Consider the following 14,358-nt stretch of genomic DNA (forward strand, 5'->3'; position numbering starts at 1 on the left):
GCGGCCCGGCACGGCGGCTACGGCACGGCGGCCACCGGTGGCGGCTACGGCACCACGGTCACCGGCCAGCGCCCGGCCTTGACCAGCCGTACCGCCACCGAGCCGACGATCCGGTGCCCGGCCTGCTCCGAGGCGCCCACCACCACGGCGTCCGCCTTGAGTTCGTCCGCCGCCTTCACCAGGCCGCCGTACGGGTCCCCGCGGAACGTGTGGAACTCCCAGCGCAGATCGAATATCCCCTTCACCCGCTCGGTCTGCTCCCGCAGATAGGCGATCAGCTCCTCGGCGATCTCGTCCGTCGTCTCCGCGACCGGCGCCCCGAGCGCGACCCCCGCCGTCACCACCGGCTGCACGTACACCAGGGCCAGCAGCGCCCCTTGCCGCCGGGCCAGCCCGGCCGCGTAGGCCGCAGCACGCAGCGACGACTCCGAGCCGTCCACGCCGACCACGATGACCTTGGGACCGTCGGTGCCCCGCTCGAATTGCTGCGCGTGCTGTTCCGTCACGCCACGGAGGCTATCGGAAGCCCCCGCTCCGGCCGCCGGGCAGGCCGCTCGACGGGCGAGGAGCCCGCCGCGTTCCTAGAGTCGAAGAATGACTGCCACCGTGGAGACCGCCCGGGGGAAGGGCGCCACGGACTCGACGAGGCCGCCCGGACACAGGGTCCTCGGCAAGGTCCCGCAAGGCTTCGCGACCTTCTTCGGCGCCCTCGGCCTGTTCTGCGTACTGCTGGCCCTCATCCCGCCGCTGCGCACCGCGCTCCGCCCCGTCGTCCGCGCCCTCGACCAGAACATCGTCCCCGTCAGCGCCAACCTGGCCTACGCCGTCTTCCTCTTCCTGCTCGCCGCCGCCACCGCCGCCCGCAAGAAGGTCGCCTGGTGGCTGGTCGTCGTCTACCTCGGCCTGCTCGTCCTCAGCGACCTCATCGGCACGGTCGTCGGCGACTACGCCGACTCCGTCCCCTCGCTCGTCGTGTGCGCGCTCGCCCTGGCGCTGCTGATCGCCGCCCGCGGGGAGTTCTACGCCGAGTCCCGCCGCGCCGCCGTCCGCCGCGCCCTCGGCGTCCTCGTCGCCGGACTTGCCGTCGGCATCCTCATCGGCTGGGGCCTGGTCGAGCTCTTCCCCGGCACCCTCCCGCAGGGCCAGCGGCTCGCCTGGGCCGCCGACCGGGTCTGCGGCGGCCTCGTCTCCGGCACCAGCTACGACGGCCGGCCGCCCCGCTCCCTGTCCTTCGTGCTCGGCCTGTTCGGCGCCCTCGCCCTCCTCAACGCCGCCGCGACCCTGTTCCGTTCGCAGCGCATGGAGGCCGCCCTGCACGGCGACGAGGAGGAACGCATCCGCGCCCTGCTTCGGGCCTACGGCGACCAGGACTCCCTCGGCTACTTCGCCACCCGCCGCGACAAGGCCGTCGTGTTCTCGCCCAGCGGCAAGGCCGCCGTCACCTACCGCGTCGAGGCCGGCGTCTGCCTCGCCGGCGGGGACCCGGTCGGCGACCGGGAGGCCTGGCCGCACGCCATCGCAGCCTGGCAGGACCTCGCCCGCCGCTACGCCTGGGCGCCCGCCGTCATGGGCGCCTCCGAGGCCGGCGCCACCGCCTGCGCCCGCGCCGGACTCGGCGCCCTCCAACTCGGCGACGAGGCGGTCCTGCGCGTCCAGGACTTCGACCTCGACGGCCGCGACATGCGCGTCACCCGGCAGGCCGTCCACCGCGTCCGGCGCACCGGCGCCCACTGCCGCGTCCGCCGCCATGCCACCCTCGGCGCCGCCGAGATGGCCGACATCACCGAGAAGGCCGACGCCTGGCGGGACACCGAGACCGAACGCGGCTTCTCCATGGCCCTGGACCGCCTCGGCGACCCCGCCGACGGCGACTGCCTCCTCGTGGAGGCCCTCGACGAGGACGGCGACCTGATCGCGCTGCTCTCCTTCGTGCCCTGGGGCCGCGACGGCGTCTCCCTCGACCTCATGCGCCGCGACCGCCGCCGCGCCCCCAACGGCGTCATGGAGTTCATGGTCGCCGAGCTGTGCGCGGCCGCCCCCAAGCTCGGCATCCGCAGGATCTCGCTGAACTTCGCCGTCTTCCGCTCCGTCTTCGAGGAGGGCGCCCGGATCGGCGCCGGGCCCGTGCTGCGGATGTGGCGGCGCCTGCTGCTGTTCCTCTCCCGCTGGTGGCAGCTGGAGGCGCTGTACCGCTCCAACGCCAAGTACCACCCCCAGTGGTACCCGCGCTTCCTCTGCTACGGCGAGGCCGCCTCCCTCGCCCGGATCGGCCTGGCCTCCGGTATCGCCGAGGGCTTCGTCTCCGTACCGTCGCTGCGCAAGCTGCACCGCAGGGGGCGCCCCCGGCACGAGCCCCGCCCGGCGACCACCGAAGGTCTGCCCTCGCTCGCGGCACTCGGCCTCGAAGGAGGGGACGAGGCCGCCGCGGCCGCGCCCGACGCCGGACTCCCCGAACAGGTCCGCATCCGGCACCGCACCCTCGACCGGCTGCGCGAGACGGGCGTCGACCCCTACCCCGTCGGCATCCCCGGGCGCACCCACGCCCTCGCCGACATCCCGCCCGGCCAGCAGGTCACCGTCGCCGGCCGGGTCATGCTCGTACGCGACTTCGGCGGACTCGTCTTCGCCGTGCTGCGCGACTGGTCCGGCGACCACCAACTCGCCCTCACCCGGTCCGGGTCCGGCGCCGCCCTCGACCGCTTCACCGCCGACTGCGACATGGGCGACCTGATCAGCGCCACCGGCCGGGCCGGCGTCAGCGACAAGGGCGAACCCACCGTCTTCGTCACCTCCTGGCAGCTGATCGGCAAGTGCCTGCGCCCGCTGCCCGACAAACGCCGCGGCCTCGCCGACCCCGAGACCAAGGTCCGGATGCGCTACCTCGACCTGGTCTCCAGCCCCGCCGCCCGCGACACCGTCCGCGCCCGCTCCACCGCCGTCCAGGCGCTGCGCCAGGGCCTGCTCGACCGCGGCTATCTGGAGGTCGAGACACCGGTCCTCCAGCAGATCCACGGCGGCGCCAACGCCCGCCCCTTCACCACCCACATCAACGCCTACGACCTCGACCTCTATCTGCGCATCGCGCCCGAGCTGTATCTGAAGCGGCTCTGCGTCGGCGGCGTCGAGAAGGTCTTCGAGATGGGCCGAACCTTCCGCAACGAGGGCGTCGACTACAAGCACAACCCCGAGTTCACGATCCTGGAGGCCTACCAGGCGTACGCCGACTACGACGTGATGCTCGACCTCGTCCGCGACCTCATCCAGGGCTGCGCCCGCGCCGCCTTCGGTTCGGAGATCGCCCGCAAGGACGGCGAGGAGTACGACATCTCCGGGCGCTGGCCGGTCAAGACGGTGTACGGCGCGATCTCCGAGGCGCTCGGCGAGGAGATCGACCCCGGCACCGAACTGCTCCGGCTGCACCGGCACTGCGACCGCGTCGGCGTGCCCTACACCGCCGACGACGGCCACGGCGACGTCGTCCTGGAGATGTACGAACGGCTGGTCGAGGAGAAGACGCGGCTGCCCACCTTCTACAAGGACTTCCCGACCGACGTCTCCCCGCTCACCCGCCAGCACCGCCACGACCCCCGGCTCGCCGAACGCTGGGACCTCGTCGCCTTCGGCACCGAGCTCGGCACCGCCTACTCCGAACTCACCGACCCCGTCGAACAGCGCCGGCGCCTCACCGCCCAGTCGCTCCTCGCCGCCGGCGGCGACCCCGAGGCGATGGAGCTGGACGAGGAGTTCCTCGACGCCCTGGAGTACGCCATGCCGCCCACCGGAGGGCTCGGCATCGGCGTGGACCGGCTCGTCATGTTCCTCACCGGCCTCACGATCCGCGAGACCCTGCCCTTCCCGCTCGTCCGCCGCCGCTGACCGGGGCCGGGGTGTCTGATCCCGGAAGGCTCCGCCGCCCGGGTGCTTCGATGCCGCCGTCCCGGTGCCGCACTGGTGCGCCGGTCCGCGGCCGGGCGACCCATGAGTCATGACGAAGGATCAGCTGCCCCCGCGTCTGCTCACCCGCCGCCGTCTGCTGTTCGCCGGCGCCGCCGCCGTCTCGGCCGCCGGCACCGCCGGAGTCCTCGCGACCGTCGCGGGCGACGGCGACCCCGTCCGGGCCGCCGCCCCGGCCGCCGGCCCCCAGGCGCACCCCGCCCGGAAGCCGAACTCCTACCGCCTCCAGCCCCTCACCGGCTACGGCGCACCCCAATCCGCGCCCCACCGGCCCCTGGTACGGAGCGCGCCGCTGCTGCGGATGCCGGCCCGCGGCCGCACCATGCTGCTGACCTTCGACGACGGCCCCGACCCCCGCTACACCCCGCACATCCTGGACACCGTGCGCGCCTACGACGTCCGGGCCACGTTCTTCGTGTGCGGCGAGATGGCCGACTACAACAAGGACCTCGTGGCCCGCATGGCCGACGAGGGCCACGTCGTCGGCAACCACACCTGGTCGCACCCCCTGCTCACCCGGCTCGGCCGCCGCCGGATGCGCGCGGAGATGGAGCGCACCAGCGACGTCGTCGAAGAGGCCTGCGGCGAGCGCCCCGCCTGGTTCCGCGCCCCCTACGGCGCCTGGAACCGCACCGCCTTCCAGCTCGGCGCCGACCTGGGCATGGAGCCGCTGGCGTGGACCGTGGACACCCTCGACTGGACCGAGCCTGGCACCCGCCGGATCGTCCACCGGGTCCGGGACGGCGCCGCCCCCGGCGTCGTGGTGCTCTCGCACGACGCCGGGGGCGACCGTTCGCAGAGCGTCGCCGCCCTGCGCGCCTATCTGCCGGAACTGCTGGACGCCGGGTACCACCCGACCGTCCCCGACCGGCGGCTCGTATGACACCGCCGAACCGCTCAGCGGACCCCGACCAGGCCGGCGAAGACGACCACGTTCCCGTCGTAGCCGGTCTGCTTGGAGAAGCCGCCGCCGCAGGTGATGACCCGCAGCTCGGCCGTGCCCTTCGAGGCGTACACCCGGTCGCCCGGGAAGTCGTTCTTCTCGAACACCTCGATGCCGTAGATCTGGAACACGGCCGTCTTGCCGTCCTCGCGGACGACCTCGACGCGCTTGCCCTTCTCCAGCGAACCCAGCCCGTAGAACACCGCGGGCCCCCGCGTGTTGTCGACATGGCCGACGACGACGGCGGTGCCCTTCTCGCCCGGCGTCACGGAACCGGTGAACCAGCCCGCCAGGTTCGGGTCCTCCGGCGGGGGAGCGGCGACCCAGCCGTCCGCGTCCAGGCCGACCGGGATGATCGGCGCGTCCACCCGGATGCCCGGGATCCGCACCTGGTTCGGCATGGCGTACGGCAGCGGCTTCACGGACTGCGCGAGCCGGCCGGGCAGCCGGCTGTCGGCCGCCGCCGCCGAGGCCGGCTGGGGCGGGCCGACGTCGAACTCGCCGGACCCGTTGCGGATCAGCGCGAGACCGGTCAGCAGCACCAGCGCTATCACGCCCCACGGCGCGCGCGTCCTGCGCCGCTCCTCCTCTTCCTGCTGCTCGGACCCAGACATCGGTACAACCCCTCTCGACCCGGCCGTCGCCGCGTCCTTCGCGCATACCGGAACGCTAAGTCCCGCGCGGCCGCCCGGCGACGGGGCAGAGACGAACGGGTGGCCCGGCGATTTTCGGTGCGCCATACGGGGTGCGGGCCCCCGAGAAATTCTGACGGTGTGTGACCTGCGGTGATCCACTGTGCGGGGCCGTCGCCCGGCGTGTCCCCTCACCAGGACGGACCAGCGCCGAAATGCGGCCCCGGGAACGGCAACTGAGGGTCTTTCTGGGAGGCGCTTTCTCGCCGATCGGACCGGGGACGGGACCCGGGGCGTCTTCCGCGGAGGATCACATGCGTACCACACGTACCCTGGCGGCCGCTGCCACCGCGGTCGTCGCTCTCGGCGTCGCCGCCCCGGCGGCCGTCGCGCGGGACGGCATGCCCGGCCCCAGCAACATCAGGGCGCTGCCCAGCGTCATCGCCCGCGGCGGACAGCTCACCATCACTGTCGACGGCTGCCACTCCGGCGGCACCGCGACCTCGGACGCGTTCCGGCCCACGACGCTGTCGCCCACCGGCGGCGGCACCGCCCGGGGCACCGCGACCGTCAACCACAAGGCCCGTCCGGGCTCGCACAGCATCACCGTCAACTGCGGTGGGCGGACCCTGACCAACCCGGCGGCCTTCACCGTCGTCGGCGGTGTCCGCGGCGGTCTCGGCGGCAGCTCGTCGACGGGCGCCACGCCCACCGACATGGCCATCGGCGGCGGGCTGATCGCCGCGGCCCTCGCCGGCGGCGGCCTGTTCTGGATGCGGCGCCGGGCGGAGAGGCAGATCTGACCGGCCACCCCCTCGACCGCCGCACGCACGTCCACAGACCTCCGCCCCGGCCCCCCACGAGAGGGGGACCGGGGCGAAGGCCGTGACGGGGGAGCGGGGTCAGGCGTCGCTCTCGTCGGCGCGACGGCGGGAGAGGTGGTACGCGGTGCCGATCGCACCGGTGATCAGGGCGGCCCCCAGACCGATCTCCTTGAGGTCGAACCCGGCGAGGCTCCCGCCCGCACCGGCCTTGACCCCCTTGTCCGGGTGGCCCGGGTGGGCCGGGTGGTCCGGACGGGGATGAGGATCGGGCCTGCCACCGGCGATCCGCAGGTCCGCGCTCTGCCAGAACGTGCCGCAGTAGAAGGACACCTCGTACACCGCGCCCCGCCTCGCGTCCCGGTCGACGGTGACCCTGGCGGTGGTCCGCCACCGGGGGATCACGACCGTGTCGAACACCCCGGACGACACCGTCACGCTCTGGTCGCAGCCGTTGGCGTGCAGCCGCACCCGGCCGCCGGGCTCCACGGTGCCGGGCACCACCCTCGCCCAGAAGCCGGAACTGTCGCCGCTCGCGTGGGCGGCGGGCGCGGACACGACGAGGGCGCTGACGCCCAGCAGTGCGGCCGACGCGACGCGTATCGCTCGCATGGTGTTCCTCCCGTCCCCGAGGCGCCGGACATGCACCTCGATGTCCGGAACGCTAGGAACGGGCGCACACCTGCGCGATCGCTGTCGTACGAATGGGGCAACCATGTGGGCCGGGCAGGGGAACGCGTTGCTGCGGCCGGGCGACGCGGCCGGTGCGGCGGCGTGCGTCCCCCGGCGTGCTGCGGGACGAGGGCGCCTCAGTCCCTCGCGTCCGGGAAGAGATCGAGGAACGGCTGTGCCGCGTCGGCGGCCCCGTGGTTGTACGGGGAGTCGAAGTCCCAGATAAGGAAGAGCAGGAAGGCGATCAGCGCGGAGAACAGCCCGGCGAGCACCAGTTCCCGTGGGGTGCGCCGGATCTGCAGGGCGAACACCATGCCGATGGTGACCACCGCCCCGGCCAGCAGCCCGAACCACACCACGCCCGGCATGGTCGCGCCGGTGGAGTCGCCGCGGGCGATCCGCGCCTGGTCGGCCGCCGTCACCTGGTCGACCAGCGGCTGGTAGGCCTGCGCCTCGAAGTCCGTGCGCGGCTCGTAGTCGGTGACGTCCTCGCGGAGGCGCTGGAGCAGCGCGGTGCCGCGGTCGGTGAGGTCGCCGTCGTCCGCCATGGTCTTCCACTCGGTGGTGACGACGTGTCCGACATAGGCGTTGACATCGTCCCGAATACGGTCGCGGATCTCGGGCGGATAGACCCGGACCCGTTCCGAGATCTCGTGCAGCGCCACCGCCTCCGCCTGGACGTGGTCCTGGGCGGCGCTGCGGCCCTCCCAGACGCCCGCGATGGCCAGGCCCAGGACGATGGCGTACACGACGCCGATCCACATCGTCATGTACTCGATGACGTCCGGGGTCTCGGAGGGGTCCTCGTCCTCGGGGGCCCTCCGGTGCCGCACGAGGGTGATGATCACCACCACACCGCAGGCGGCGAGCATCGCGAGGGTGAGAACAAGCCATTCCGGCAAGGGGATCCTCCAGGGGTCAGCGTGGGCGCAGGGCCGCGACCGCGGCGATGGCGGGAACCGCGATCAGCAGGACGAAGGTCAGGGGTGACGTGGCGCCGCTCGCCGCCTGCTGTCGCGGGGTGGCGCGGTGCGGCGGGTAGTGGACGCGGGTCGGGCTGGGCTCGGGCGCGGGCGGCGGGGGTTTCGGCTTGGGCTTCGGCGGTGCGGGAGCGGGCGCCGGAGGGGGTGTGGGCGTGGGGGTCGGTGGGGGCGCCGGCCGCGGGGGCGCGGGCCGGGGCGTCGGTTCCGGCTCGGGTGTCGGCCTCGGCGTCGGCTTGGGCTCGGGCTTCGGCTCAGGTGGCGGAGGCGGAGGCGGAGTCGGAGGCGGTGGCGGTGGCTCGGGTGTCGGTGTCGGCGTCGGCGTCGGCGTGGGTGTGGGTGTCGGCGGGGGGCACTGCGGCGGGGTCGGCCAGGTGAGGCTCCCGGCGACCGCCACCGCCTGGACGCCGCCGGGCCCGGTGTCGGCGTAGGCGCAGGCGTCGGCCACCGCCGTCCCGGCCGGCGCCGTCACCAGCAGCCAGGTCAGCGCCACCACGGGCAACAGCCGTGCGGCAAGGGTGGATCGTCTGGGTTCGGGTCCGTGCACGACGAAGATCTTGAGTCGCCGCCGACCGCCACACGCCGAGGAACGGAGGGATTGCCCCGAACGGGGGACGGGCGGCCCGCCCGTGTTTCACAGGTTCCCGAAAGAATTTCGGCCGCCCGTTGAACACGGACGGGGTTCCGCTGCGTACTCCTCGTCGTGCGGCGGCGCAGCAGGGCGCTGCGACACCCTTGTGAGTCTGGGGAGTTGACGATGAAGACCTCGTGGCGGAGCGCCTCGCTCGCGGTGAGCGCCGTGGCGCTGCTGGCGCTGACGACGGCATGCGGCCAGGAGACCACCCCGCCGGCGAGTCAGAACGTGGGAGCCACGGCCGCCACGGGCGGCGGTTACGGTTCCGCGGGCACCGGTCTCGGCGGTGCCGACGCCGGCGCGCCCGGCCAGGAGGGCATCGGCGCGCAGACCTCCACCGCCGGTGAACTGTCCGTGTCCACCAACGCCGAGCTCGGCAAGGTGCTGACCGACAGCGGCGGTCTGACCCTCTACCGGTTCGACAAGGACACGGCCGACCCGGCCAAGTCCAACTGTGACGGCGAGTGCGCCAAGAAGTGGCCCCCGGTCCCCGCCGACGACGTCGAGGCCGGCGCCGGTATCGACAAGGCCCTCCTCGGCTCGGTCACCCGGTCCGACGGCACCAAGCAGCTCACCGTCGACGGCTGGCCGGCCTACCGCTTCGCCAAGGACATCAACGCCGGTGACGTCAACGGCCAGGGCGTCGGCGGCACCTGGTACGCGCTCGCCCCCGACGGCAAGAAGGCCCAGGGCGGCGCCGGTGCGCAGACCAGCGATCTGCCGGGCCTGTCCACCCGCAAGGACCCCAAGCTCGGTGAGATCGTCATCGACGGCAACGGGCACACGGTCTACCGCTTCATGAAGGACTCGCCCTGGCCGATGAAGACGGCCTGCACCGGCGAGTGCCTGCAGAAGTGGCCGGTCATCAAGCCGGTGGACGCCAAGGACACCAAGGGCATCGACCTGAAGGGCTCCGGTCCGCGCGGCCAGGGCTACGTGGTCTTCGACCGGCCCGACGGGATCAGGCAGCAGACCATCGACTGCGTGCCGATCTACACCTTCGCCGGTGACAAGAAGCCCGGCGACACCAACGGTCAGGGCGTCGGCGGCACCTGGTTCGCCATCCGCCCCGACGGCAAGCCGGTCGGCGCGTCGGAGAAGTGAGGATCAGACCTCCCCAGGGTTGATCCGCGCGCACGGCCCCGGTCCGCCCCCTGAAGCCCACCGCTCAGGGGGCGGACCCCTGTGCCGTGCATCGGTCGTTTTCACGGGAAGTGCGTGGGGCGCCGGAACGGCACGTGCCAGCGGCAGTGACCGGGAACGGATGGTCAATTTCCGTTTCTGCTCGCTCCATTGGCGGGCGATCAGTAGCCTCAGCTCGAACACCGGATCGCCTACGTGTTGGAGAAAAGATGGAGCGCCCCGCCTGGGCCCCCCGGAGCATCGACATCACGGTGCCCAGCGTCTCGCGCATCTACGACTTCTACCTGGGCGGGTCGTACAACTTCGAGGTCGACCGGGAAGCGGCCCGCAAGGCCATGGAGTTCATGCCGGGCCTGCCCAAGATCATGCAGGCCAACCGGGCGTTCATGCGGCGCGCGGTGCGCTTCGCCGTCGACGAGGGCATCACGCAGTTCCTGGACATCGGCTCCGGCATCCCGACGTTCGGCAACGTCCACGAGGTCGCCCAGGCGGCCCACCCCGGAGCCCGCGTGGTCTACGTCGACCACGACCCGGTCGCCGTCGCCCACAGCGAGGCCGTCCTGGCCGGCAACGACGACACCGGAGCCGTCGCCGCGGACCTGCGCAAGCCCCAGGACATCCTGTCCAGTTCCGAGGTCGGGCGACTGATCGACCTGAACCGGCCGGTCGCGCTGCTTCTCGTTGCCATACTGCACTTCGTGGAGGACGAGGACGATCCGTACGGAGCGGTGGCCGAGCTGCGCGACGCGCTCGCGCCCGGCAGCATGCTGGTGCTCACGCACGCCTCGTACGAGAACATCCCGCTGTCCCAGGAGCGGGCCAAGGGCACGGTCGACGTGTACGAGGACATCCGCAACCCGCTGATCATGCGTTCGCGCGACGGGATCGCGCGGTTCTTCGAGGGGTACGACATGGTGGAACCCGGACTGGTGCCGATGCCGCTCTGGCGCCCGGACACCGAACCGGAGGACGACGACCGATGGGCCCATTCCGGGTTCGCCGGCGTGGGGCGTACGGCGTGAGCGCGGGGGCCGACGAGCCGGAGGACAGACTGCGCCGGTTCGCGACGATCTGGAGCCGGGCCGTCTTCCCGGTGACCTCGACGTCGTCGACCCGGCCGGAGTTCGAGGAACAACTGATGCCGCTCGCCCGGCGGTTGAGTGACGCCCTGCGGGCGCGTTCCTTCGACGCCGACGAGGGCAAGGCGGTCGGCGCCGCCCTGGTCGACGCCCACTGCACCGACCCGGAGGCGCTGAGCCGCTCGTTGGACTGCGTCGACGCCTATCTGGTGCTCTACTGCGGCGGCGACGGCGACCAGGAGGACCTCAGGGCCCGCTCGGCACGGCTCCAGCACGCCATGGCCGCCGGGTACGCCCAGGCGCTGCGCGCCCGCACCCTCGCCGAACAGGAGGCCATCTCCGCGGCCGCCCTCAAGGCCCAGGGCGTGGTCGCCCAGGCCCTGCACGCCACCGAGGCCCGGTTCCGCGCGGTCTTCGAGGGCGCGGCCATAGGGATCGGCATCGCCGACCTGGACGGCAACATCCTCCAGGTGAACGGCGCGCTGCTACGCATGTTCGGGGTCTCCGCGCAGACCATGCAGTCCCGCAAGGTCCGGGACTGGACCCACCCCGAGGACGCCCCGCAGACCTGGAAGCTCTACGAGGAACTCGTCCGCGGCGAGCGTGAGCACTACCACCTCGAGAAGGCGTTCTACCGCCCCGACGGCACCGTCCTGTGGACCAACCTCACGGTCTCGCTGCTGCGGGACGCCGACGGCGCCCCGCAGTACCAGCTGGCCCTCATGGAGGACACCACCGAGCGCCGGCTGCTCAATCTGCGGCTGCGCTACGAGGCCACCCACGACGCCCTGACCGGCCTGCCCAACCGCACGTTCTTCTTCGAGCGGCTGGAGAAGGCGCTGGTCGCCGGCGAGGGGCAGCGCTTCGGCCTCTGCTACCTCGACCTGGACGGCTTCAAGACCGTCAACGACAGCCTCGGCCACGCGGCCGGCGACCGGCTGCTCGTCGAGGTCGCCGACCGGCTCCAGTCCTGCGCCACCGCGCCCGGCGAGATGGTCGCGCGGCTCGGCGGCGACGAGTTCGTGGCGCTCACCACCGGCCCCGGCACCGAACGCGAGGTCGACGAACTCGCCGCCCGGATCATGAACGCCCTGCTCGCGCCGATCAGCGTCGACGGCCGGGAACTGACCGTGCGCGGCAGTATCGGCATCGTCGAGGGCCCGGCCGGGGAGCGCAGCGCGGCGGAGGTGCTGCGCAGCGCCGACATCACCATGTACCGGGCCAAGTCGGCGGGCGGCAACCGCTTCGAGCTGGCGGACCCGGAGGCCGACGCCCGCGCCATCACCCGGCACGGGCTGACCACGGCGCTGCCGACGGCCCTGGACCGGGGCGAGTTCTTCATCGAGTACCAGCCGCTGGTCCACCTCGGCGACGGCAGTGTGCGCGGCGCGGAGGCCCTGGTGCGCTGGCTGCACCCGCAGCACGGCATCCTCGGCCCGGACCGGTTCATCCCGCTCGCCGAGCACACCGGCCTGATCGTGCCGCTCGGCCGGTGGGTGCTGGAGCAGTCGGTCCGTCAGGCACGCGCCTGGCGGGAGCGGTACCACGACGACGGACCGCTCCGTATCAACGTCAATCTGTCGCCGTGCCAGCTCACCCACCCCGGCCTGGTCCAGGACACCGTGGACATCCTGGAGCGCGCGGGCGTGCAGCCCGACGCGCTCTGCCTGGAGGTCACCGAGTCGGCCCTCATCGGCGCCGACGACGCCCTGCTCAAGCCGCTGCGCCGGCTGGCCGAGATGGGCGTCGACATCGCCCTCGACGACTTCGGCACCGGCTACTCCAACCTCGCCAATCTGCGCCGGCTGCCGGTGAGCGTCCTCAAGCTGGACCGCTCGTTCACGCAGAGCATGCAGCGCTTCCCCGCCGACCCCGTCGACCTCAAGATCGTCGAGGGGATCGTGTCCCTGGCGCACAGCCTGGACCTCGCGGTGACGGTGGAGGGCGTGGAGACCGGCGCGCAGGCCGAGCAGCTGCGCATCCTGGGCTGCGACACCGCGCAGGGCTGGTACTACGCCCGCCCGGGCCCGCCGGACCGCTTGCACGAACTGGCGCTGGTCGACGCCACGGGGTGATCCGGCGCCGGCGCCGGTGCCGTTCCTGGCGCCGGCGGGCTGCCGGACGCCCGGCGGCCCGGCACCCCCGCCGTCGTATAGCGTGAACGGGAAGAGGCGGACGGCGGCGCCGGGTCCGAGGAGGCCGCCGGAAAGGCGGGTCCGGCCATGCGCGACAGGCCGATCGATCTGGACCTGCGCAAGGTGCGCTACTTCGTGGCGGTGGCCGAGCGCCGGCACTTCGGGCAGGCGGCCGTCGCCCTGCACGTCACCCAGCCCGCCCTGTCCCGCCAGGTGCGCCAGCTGGAACACGAGCTGCGCGTCGAGCTGTTCACCCGCAGCACCCGCGAGGTCGCGCTCACCCCGGCCGGCGAGCAGTTCCTGCACGACGCCAAGGCGCTGCTCGCCGCGTCCGAGGCCGCCCAGGAACGGGCCCGCCGGATCGGCGCCGGATCCGACGCGCTGGTCGTCGGCTTCATGCTGGGCACGGACGTCGGCCCGGCGCTCAACGCGTTCTCCGGACGCTTCCCGCACGTCTCCGTCGAACTGGTGCGGCTGCGCTGGTGGAGCCAGGCGCGGACCCTGCTGGACGGCGGCGTCGACGTCGCGTTCGTCCGGCCGCCGCTGGAGACGGACGGCGTGGACCTCCTGCCGCTCTACGCCGAGCGCCTGAACGCCGTCCTGCCCGCCGGCCATCCCCGGGCGCGGGACGGCGAGGTCGCCCTCGCGGACCTCGCCGGCGAACGGGTCCTGGAGTACGCCGAGGCGAGCGAGGCGTGGTCGGCCGTCTGGAACGCCGACCCCCGCCCCGACGGCACCCGGCCCGACCACGGCCCCGCCTTCCACGACATGGAGGAACTGCTGGGCTACGTCCGGGGCGGACGCGGGATCGCCTTCGTCCCGGGGTCCGCGGCGGCCGCGTTCCCCCGGTCCGACATCGCCTACGTACCCGTCACCGGCGTACCGCCCGGCCAGGTGGCACTGGCCTGGCCGACCCGGCGACGCTCACCCGTGGTGAGCGGCTTCGTGGAGACGGCCCGCGCCGCCGTCGCGGGCCGGCATCCGGCGTAGACCTGCGGTGTCGCGGTCGCGGGCCGGCATTCCGCCGAGACGTGCGGCGTGGTCGACGCGGGCTGGTGACCCGCCGGAACCCGCCGTGTCGCAGCCCGAGGCCGGCGCACCGTGCGGACTCAGGTGCCGTCGTCGCGGGCCGCCATCCCTGGACCTGCGGTGCCGCGGCCGTGGGCCGGCATCCCGTGGACGCGGCGTGCCGCGGTCGCGGCCGGTTTCCCGCGTCGAGCGCAGTGCCGCCGTCGCGGCCGGCATGCCGCCCGGACCCGCAGCGCCGCCGCAAGCCGGCATCCCCCGTGGACGCGGGGTGCCGCGGCAGGCCGGCACCCCGGCTGGACGTGCCGCCGGGCACACCGCCCTGGCCTGCGGCCATGC

General features: G+C 73.3%; 11 protein-coding genes. 7 read left to right on the top strand and 4 right to left on the bottom strand.

Annotated features, from left to right (window positions below; genetic code table 11):
- Positions 1–44: 44 nt before the first annotated feature.
- A complete protein-coding gene (locus DC008_RS30640; protein WP_108709754.1) occupies positions 45–506 on the bottom strand; it encodes a universal stress protein in 462 nt (153 codons plus the stop codon).
- Positions 507–594: 88 nt separating this feature from the next.
- Here DC008_RS30640 and lysX point away from each other — a divergent pair, with 88 nt between their 5' ends.
- Positions 595–3,876 (top strand): bifunctional lysylphosphatidylglycerol synthetase/lysine--tRNA ligase LysX, encoded by a 3,282-nt coding sequence (gene lysX, locus DC008_RS30645; RefSeq protein WP_108709755.1) that lies wholly within the window; start codon positions 595–597, stop codon positions 3,874–3,876.
- A 109-nt stretch (positions 3,877–3,985) separates the two neighbouring features.
- Complete coding sequence (locus DC008_RS30650; RefSeq protein ID WP_108709756.1) at positions 3,986–4,837, top strand: polysaccharide deacetylase family protein; 852 nt, start codon at positions 3,986–3,988, stop codon at positions 4,835–4,837.
- A gap of 14 nt (positions 4,838–4,851) precedes the next feature.
- Here DC008_RS30650 and DC008_RS30655 read toward each other — a convergent pair whose 3' ends face one another.
- Positions 4,852–5,511 (bottom strand): class F sortase, encoded by a 660-nt coding sequence (locus DC008_RS30655; RefSeq protein ID WP_108709757.1) that lies wholly within the window; start codon positions 5,509–5,511, stop codon positions 4,852–4,854.
- A 332-nt stretch (positions 5,512–5,843) separates the two neighbouring features.
- On the opposite strand from DC008_RS30655, the gene DC008_RS30660 reads away from it, so the two are divergent.
- Positions 5,844–6,332 (top strand): hypothetical protein, encoded by a 489-nt coding sequence (locus tag DC008_RS30660; RefSeq protein ID WP_108709758.1) that lies wholly within the window; start codon positions 5,844–5,846, stop codon positions 6,330–6,332.
- 99 nt (positions 6,333–6,431) lie between these two features.
- Here the strand turns inward: DC008_RS30660 and DC008_RS30665 are convergent, their stop codons facing one another.
- Positions 6,432–6,962 (bottom strand): hypothetical protein, encoded by a 531-nt coding sequence (locus tag DC008_RS30665; protein ID WP_108709759.1) that lies wholly within the window; start codon positions 6,960–6,962, stop codon positions 6,432–6,434.
- Between the two features lie 197 nt (positions 6,963–7,159).
- Positions 7,160–7,924 carry a bestrophin-like domain gene (locus DC008_RS30670; RefSeq protein WP_108709760.1) on the bottom strand — a complete coding sequence of 255 codons (765 nt, stop codon included), beginning with the start codon at positions 7,922–7,924 and terminating at the stop codon, positions 7,160–7,162.
- A gap of 835 nt (positions 7,925–8,759) precedes the next feature.
- Between DC008_RS30670 and DC008_RS30680 the strand changes: the two genes are divergently transcribed.
- From DC008_RS30680 to DC008_RS30695, 4 genes are all read left to right on the top strand, one after another.
- Positions 8,760–9,740 carry an SCO0930 family lipoprotein gene (locus tag DC008_RS30680; protein ID WP_108709762.1) on the top strand — a complete coding sequence of 327 codons (981 nt, stop codon included), beginning with the start codon at positions 8,760–8,762 and terminating at the stop codon, positions 9,738–9,740.
- A gap of 248 nt (positions 9,741–9,988) precedes the next feature.
- On the top strand, positions 9,989–10,801 hold the full coding sequence (locus DC008_RS30685) for an SAM-dependent methyltransferase (protein ID WP_108709763.1): 813 nt from the start codon (positions 9,989–9,991) through the stop codon (positions 10,799–10,801).
- Positions 10,798–12,933, top strand: a complete 2,136-nt coding sequence (locus DC008_RS30690) for a putative bifunctional diguanylate cyclase/phosphodiesterase (RefSeq protein ID WP_108710942.1) — start codon at positions 10,798–10,800, stop codon at positions 12,931–12,933. Before DC008_RS30685 ends, DC008_RS30690 begins: the two co-directional genes overlap by 4 nt.
- Before the next feature lie 147 nt (positions 12,934–13,080).
- Positions 13,081–13,983 carry a LysR family transcriptional regulator gene (locus DC008_RS30695; protein ID WP_235073662.1) on the top strand — a complete coding sequence of 301 codons (903 nt, stop codon included), beginning with the start codon at positions 13,081–13,083 and terminating at the stop codon, positions 13,981–13,983.
- Positions 13,984–14,358: the final 375 nt, after the last annotated feature.

Source organism: Streptomyces nigra (genome assembly GCF_003074055.1).
Classification (GTDB): Bacteria; Actinomycetota; Actinomycetes; order Streptomycetales; family Streptomycetaceae; genus Streptomyces; species Streptomyces nigra.